The organism is uncultured Lamprocystis sp. (genome assembly GCF_903933125.1).
In the GTDB taxonomy this organism is placed as follows: Bacteria; Pseudomonadota; Gammaproteobacteria; order Chromatiales; family Chromatiaceae; genus Thiodictyon.
Genome location: NZ_CAIZIZ010000280.1, coordinates 1 through 5,669 on the forward strand (window position 1 = coordinate 1; position 5,669 = coordinate 5,669).

The 5,669-nt window shown below is 65.0% G+C and carries 6 protein-coding genes and 1 pseudogene; all 7 read right to left on the reverse strand.

Features of this window, described 5'->3' with window-relative positions; genetic code table 11:
* Nucleotides 1-57 precede the first annotated feature (57 nt).
* Nucleotides 58-1,071 (reverse strand): class 1 fructose-bisphosphatase, encoded by a 1,014-nt coding sequence (locus tag QZY03_RS13670; protein ID WP_295581900.1) that lies wholly within the window; start codon nt 1,069-1,071, stop codon nt 58-60.
* A 293-nt stretch (nt 1,072-1,364) separates the two neighbouring features.
* Nucleotides 1,365-2,285: a 5'-nucleotidase gene (locus tag QZY03_RS13675; protein WP_295581902.1), complete on the reverse strand. Its 921-nt coding sequence runs from the start codon at nt 2,283-2,285 to the stop codon at nt 1,365-1,367.
* Between the two features lie 73 nt (nt 2,286-2,358).
* The gene (locus QZY03_RS13680) at nt 2,359-2,835 is read right to left on the reverse strand and encodes a hypothetical protein (protein WP_295581909.1); all 477 of its coding nucleotides are present in this window, start codon (nt 2,833-2,835) and stop codon (nt 2,359-2,361) included.
* 238 nt (nt 2,836-3,073) lie between these two features.
* A complete protein-coding gene (locus QZY03_RS13685) occupies nt 3,074-3,706 on the reverse strand; it encodes an AAA family ATPase (protein WP_295581904.1) in 633 nt (210 codons plus the stop codon).
* Between the two features lie 45 nt (nt 3,707-3,751).
* On the reverse strand, nt 3,752-4,555 hold the full coding sequence (locus QZY03_RS13690) for a hypothetical protein (RefSeq protein WP_363182292.1): 804 nt from the start codon (nt 4,553-4,555) through the stop codon (nt 3,752-3,754).
* Between the two features lie 77 nt (nt 4,556-4,632).
* Nucleotides 4,633-5,211: a hypothetical protein gene (locus tag QZY03_RS13695; RefSeq protein WP_295581906.1), complete on the reverse strand. Its 579-nt coding sequence runs from the start codon at nt 5,209-5,211 to the stop codon at nt 4,633-4,635.
* Nucleotides 5,212-5,290: 79 nt separating this feature from the next.
* Nucleotides 5,291-5,669: pseudogene (locus tag QZY03_RS13700) on the reverse strand (hypothetical protein); the annotation flags it as partial.

Sequence of the window (5,669 nt, forward strand, 5' to 3'; positions counted from 1 at the left end):
CCCTGACTACGCATGCCGTTGGCCGGGATTACGATCAAAGCCCTATTCAAGGCCCTATTACCCTTCGCGATGATAGGCGAGGATGCGTTCCACCTCATTGCGCGAGCCCAGAATCACCGGCACCCGCTGGTGCAGGTTCTCGGGCTGCAACTCCATGATCCGTTGGGTGCCGGTGATGGAGCCGCCGCCGGCCTGCTCGACGATGAAGGACATCGGGTTCGCTTCGTAGAGCAGACGCAGCTTCCCGCCCGCCGCCTTGGCCTTCATCTTGGAATCCATCGGATACATGAAGACGCCGCCGCGGGTCAAGATGCGATGTACCTCGGCCACCATGGAGGCGATCCAGCGCATGTTGAAGTCGTCGCCGCGGGGGCCTTCCTTGCCGTCCAGACACTCCTGCACATAGCGGCGCACCGGCGGCTCCCAGAAGCGCATGTTCGACATGTTGATCGCGAACTCGCGGGTATCCACCGGGATCTGCATCTTGGGATGGGTGAGAATGAACTCGCCGATGTTCTGATCAAGCGTGAAACCATTGACGCCGTTGCCGGTGGTCAGGACCATCATGGTCGAGGGGCCGTAGAGCGCATAGCCGGCCGCCACCTGCTGGGCACCGGCCTGCAGGAAGTCGCGCTCGGTCGGTTCCTGGCAGCCGCCGGAACAGCGCAGAATCGAAAAGATGGTGCCGACCGAGACATTGACGTCGATATTGGATGAGCCGTCCAGCGGATCGAAGGTCAGCAGATACTTGCCGCGCGGCTTGCCGGCCGGGATGGGGTAGATCTCATCCATCTCCTCGGATGCCATGGCCGCCAGGTGTCCGGCCCACTCGTTGGACTTGATGAAGACCTCGTTGGAGAGGACGTCCATCTTCTTCTGAGTCTCACCCTGCACATTCTCGCTGCCCGCGCTGCCCAGCACACCGACCAGTGCACCGTGGTTGACATAGTTGCTGATGACCTTGCAGGCCGTGACGATGTCATTGAGCAGAGAGGTGAAATCACCAGTGGCCCCGGCAATGCGCCGCTGCTCTTCGATGATGAACTGAGTGATCGTCGTGCCGTTATGCATGGGTACTCCTCGTGTGAGACAGGGTGTGAAACCGGGGTTGAGACAGGTACAGCGATACCCGGAAATCGCGACTGAACCAGCCCAACAGTATAAGGACTGCGGACCCGATATCCGAATCCCCGATGGCGGCGCAGAAATTCCAAATTTCGGCGGCAGCGCGCGGCCCCTGGTGGATGCGGCGCGCGCGAGCGCTGTGCCGGGTTCCTGACAGCGAACGGCGCGCCTTATCCACCCTACAGCGGAGCCGGTTTTGTAGGGTGGATAAGCGCAGCGCATCCACCGGCGGCCGGCGGCTACTTCGCCGCCTGATTGGCGACCCCATGCGGCACATGACCGGTCGCGACATGGCGCCTGGCCTCGTCGCAGTGGATCTCCTGATCATCGAAAAAGATGTCGGCGTCGAAGGCTTCGAGGAAGCTGGACTTGGCAAGCCCGCCCAGGAACAGCGCCTCGTCGATCCGGATATCCCAAGCGCGCAGGGTGCGCACCACCCGCTCGTGGGAGGGGGCGCCGCGCGCGGTCACCAGCGCCGTGCGCAAGGGCGCGGCCTCAGCGGGAAAGAGATTCTGCAGTTGGTGGATCGCGACCAGGAACCCTTTGAAGGGACCGCCCGGCAGCGGCTCGTAAGCGGACGCCGTCTCGCTGGCATTGAACACCGCGAGCCCCTCCTCCCGATACAGCCGCTCGGCGTCATCCGAGAACAGCACGGCATCCCCGTCGAAGGCGATCCGCACCTGCGGGTCACCCCCGGCCGCGGCAGTCGCGGCGGCCGACAGGACGGTGGCGGCGGCGCACCCGGCGCTGAGCGCCAGACGCACGTCGTTGGGGTCGGCGGACAGGAACAGATGCGCGCCGAAGGCCGCGACGTAACGGTATGGACTGGCCCCGCCCGTAAAAGCGGCACGGGTGATGTCCAGACCGTGGCGATGGGCGGAAGTCAGCACCCGCAGCCCGGTGTCGGAACTGTTACGCGAGAGCAGGATGACCTCAACCCGTCCGCGCTCGCCAAGTGCCGTATTGAGGCTGATGAGTTTGCGCACCAGCGGGAAGGCGACCCCGGGCTCCAGGATGTCGTTTTCGTGCTCCACCTGATAGGCACGGTAGGCGTCGACGCCTTCGGTCTCGAACACCCGATGCGACTCGCTCAGGTCAAAGAGGGCACGCGAGGAAATCGCGACGATCAGGCGGACGGCCTTAGGATGCGCGCCGGTCATGGGTGCTGTCTGGATGAGTTGGCGATCGGACCACCGCCCGATGGCGGCAGTCGGGGTTGCCGACACACGGCGCCTACCAGGGCAGGAATCCGTTCATGAACTGCATCGGCCGACTGATGCTGCGGTTCATGGTCGACATATCTTCACGCATGGTGGACGTATTGAAGGTCATGTGCTGCACCGCCCGATCGAGGTTCTGCATGCTGGTGAGCATCGGTTCCAGGGTGCTCACGTCCCGCGCCATCGAGTCCACTCCCACCGACATACTGCGGACATTGGCGCTGATCTGTCCCATATTGTCTGAAATCGACTGCATGTTGCTGGCCAGCACGGTCATGTTGGAATCGACGCTGATCGCCAGATAGTGAACGTCTTTGGCGAGACTGAACACCAGATAGAATCCGTAGGCCGCCAGGATGATGAAGGCGAACAGACTCGGATAGACGATCAGTTCCCAACGCTTGGCACTGGTCTCAAAGGCTTGGGAAAGCCGATCGATGGCAAAGGCATTCGTTTGCGCATCGGTGACATCGGACTCCGCACCACCCATGCCGGCTCCGGCAGCAGGTCCGTTTGCTCGCTGGACTGATGGGGTGGATGCGCCCTGGGGTTGCTCAGTTGCCGCCATGTTTGAATGACCGAAAGCTCTCTGGATTGATCGGATTTAGTCTTGGAGCTTAACAGAAAACGGCCGCTGGACAAGGCCGTTCGATTGGCTGCGCCCGGCATCCCGCCGACCGTTCCGGCCGCGCCCGCCCGCCCCGGAGGCGGCCCGGGTGCGGCTGCTGTCAGCTCACCAGATTCGCATAGAGGACGGCTGCCAGCGCCAAAAATTCCCGCGCCGCCTTCCCCTTCGACTCGAGTTCAAAGACCGCGAGCCCCTCGCTGAACGAACGCCTGAAGACCGTCCGCTGGGACAGGCGCGGCTTGATGAAACGGATGCCGGGCAAGGATACCAGCGCGGCAGCGGCTTCGTTGGTCTCACGCACCGCGTGATGGGTGTCCCCGCGGTTGATGAAGCCCAGCACCTCCGGCGGCTGCGCCCGCTCCACCGAAGACACCAGATGCACGAAGCGCTGCACCGACCAGATGTCCGCCTGCGACGGCTGCACCGGGACAATGACCCGATCGCACAGCGACAGGGCGAGCCGCAGACTCTCCATGTCAGCGGTGCCGACATCGATCAGGGTCTCGTCCGCGCCGCGCAATTGCTCGCGGCTCAACAGTTGCCGGTCGCCCACCCGTAACGGCGGATCGAAACGCTCCTCCTGGCGCACCTCGGTCACGTCAGTCAGGGTCGCCTGGGGATCAATGTCCACCAGTTGCACCTTGACATTCGCCATGGCCAGCCAGACCCCGAGATTGAAGGTCACCGTGCTCTTACCCGAGCCCCCTTTCAAACTGCCGACCAGCGTGATCATACTGCGCCTGCTACTCCGCTTCCGCGTTCGACGATCGGTGGAACTTCATTGGCCGCCCGGCTGGGGTGCCGGACCAGGCGCCGGCGCGGTCTTGCGCACAAAACCCGCCGGGACCGCGAACAGGTCATCCGGCTGCGGATCCACGCGGATATTCTTCAGCTCACTCACATAGCCGCCGGGGAATTCCTCCCGCACCGCGAGCTTCAATTCCGGGTCGTACCATTGGAAGGTCGCCATCGGCTGTTGCTTGGGTGCCGTGGTGACCATCTCCCATTTCTCCGCCGATCGTCCGTCGATCTGCTCGATTCCGATCAGCTTCAACTCCACGATCTGGCCATTCGGCATCAGGTGTTTCAGCGGCAGGCCGCGTTCCACGTCCAACCACTGGGCGCCGGTCAGCGTCTGACCTTTATCGGTCGCGGACATCTCCCATTTCACCGCGGCCCGACCGTTGACATCCTCGACGCCGACGCGACGACAGGTCAGACCCGGCACGCCGGCACAGGGATCAGTCTCCGCGCTGGGTGCCGCCGGGGGCGGCGGCTTCACGGCCTCGGCGCCGGCGGGAGGCGCGCTCCGCTCCAGATAATTCTTGTCGGCCGGAAACAGGATCCATTCCATACCGCGTTTCTGATCGCTGATCCGCACGACTTCGCGGCCCTGTTGGGTCATCTCCATCCGGGTTCGGCCATCACCCACGAACATCTTGCCCGAGGTGACCTGGCCGTCCGGACCCCGGCGCACCATGTCCGCCGAGAACTGAACGCCGGCCGCGTCGGCCCAAACCGACCCGGCAGCCACGACAGCCAGCAATGCCGCCGCCATCATCCGCATGTGCAATGTCATCATGCCTCGTCTCCCGCTCGTTGTCGTGATAGTGATCGATTCTGTTCCGTCAAGCGCCCAAGGCGATTTCTGCCAATCGCCTATCGGGACTGCCATGGAGGCTCCCACCCCGGGGCGGTATCCGCTGACCCGTCCGGCGGGGGACCGGGCGAGCGGCCTTGCCCCCGACCCGCGGGGGCCGGACGCCAACCCTGAGACTGCTCCTGACGCCCCCGTTCCTGCTCAGACAAGGGGCGGAACTGGTAACGGCCGTCAGGAGCCTGGGTCTTCCAACCGCCGCCCGCGTTCGGCGGATCCCCGCGGAATCGATAACCGGTGTCCGCCGCATCGTCCGGACCGACGCTGTACCCGGCGCCGACGCGCCCGTCCTCGGGGTCCGAACGAAACTGAAAGCCGGGGTCATGGCCGTCCTCCAGCCGCTGACGCTGCCCCCAACCCCCTTCCGCATCGTCTTTCCAATCGGTATCCGGGGCCTGCCGGACCACCGCACCGGGATAGGACACATCACCCGATCCCCCCGCCGCGCCCAGCTGGGGATCATCATCCCCGAGGCCCCACGGATTACCCGCGGCGGCACCCAATTGGACCGCCAACCCGGCGATCATGAGCGGCCAGACCCGGATCCAGGTCGGCGGCCTGGAGCTTACACCGGCACGCACACTGAGCGCCTGCCTCGCGGGGCGACGCCGATCGCCCCTGCGGCTGAATCTCACGGATGCCCCCGCGATCCGCCGCGGGTCAATGCCCTTCCCCATCGAGATCGTCGTCGATCTTCAACCGGATGCCGCGTCGAGGCGATTTTTTTTGCACCGATTGCGGCGTCTGATTATCGGGCTTCGACGGGGCGGCCTTGGCTGGGGTCGCCTTGGCTGAGGTCGGCTTCACCGTTGTTTTCTTGCTGCCCGCCGTCTTGGGTGCGGCCCCGGACGCCGGCTTCCGGGATACCGCGGGCGTCACCTGGAGTGCCGCCGCGGGCCCCGTCACTTCCGGCGGTTGCGCCGGCGTCGCCGCGGCGCTCATGACCAGGGCCGAGCGCACCGGGGGCGTGGCCGCGTCGACCGTCCCCGCCTGAGGCGCCGCCGGCGTCGGCGCGGCTGCCGGGGCGGCCGCTGCGCTC

Excerpts from the sequence above, each read along its gene's own strand:
- QZY03_RS13670 (WP_295581900.1), bottom strand. The coding sequence starts at position 1,071 with ATGCATAACGGCACGACGATCACTCAGTTCATCATCGAAGAGCAGCGG.
- QZY03_RS13675 (WP_295581902.1), bottom strand. The coding sequence starts at position 2,285 with ATGACCGGCGCGCATCCTAAGGCCGTCCGCCTGATCGTCGCGATTTCC.
- QZY03_RS13680 (WP_295581909.1), bottom strand. The coding sequence starts at position 2,835 with ATGGGTGGTGCGGAGTCCGATGTCACCGATGCGCAAACGAATGCCTTT.
- QZY03_RS13685 (WP_295581904.1), bottom strand. The coding sequence starts at position 3,706 with ATGATCACGCTGGTCGGCAGTTTGAAAGGGGGCTCGGGTAAGAGCACG.
- QZY03_RS13690 (WP_363182292.1), bottom strand. The coding sequence starts at position 4,555 with ATGATGACATTGCACATGCGGATGATGGCGGCGGCATTGCTGGCTGTC.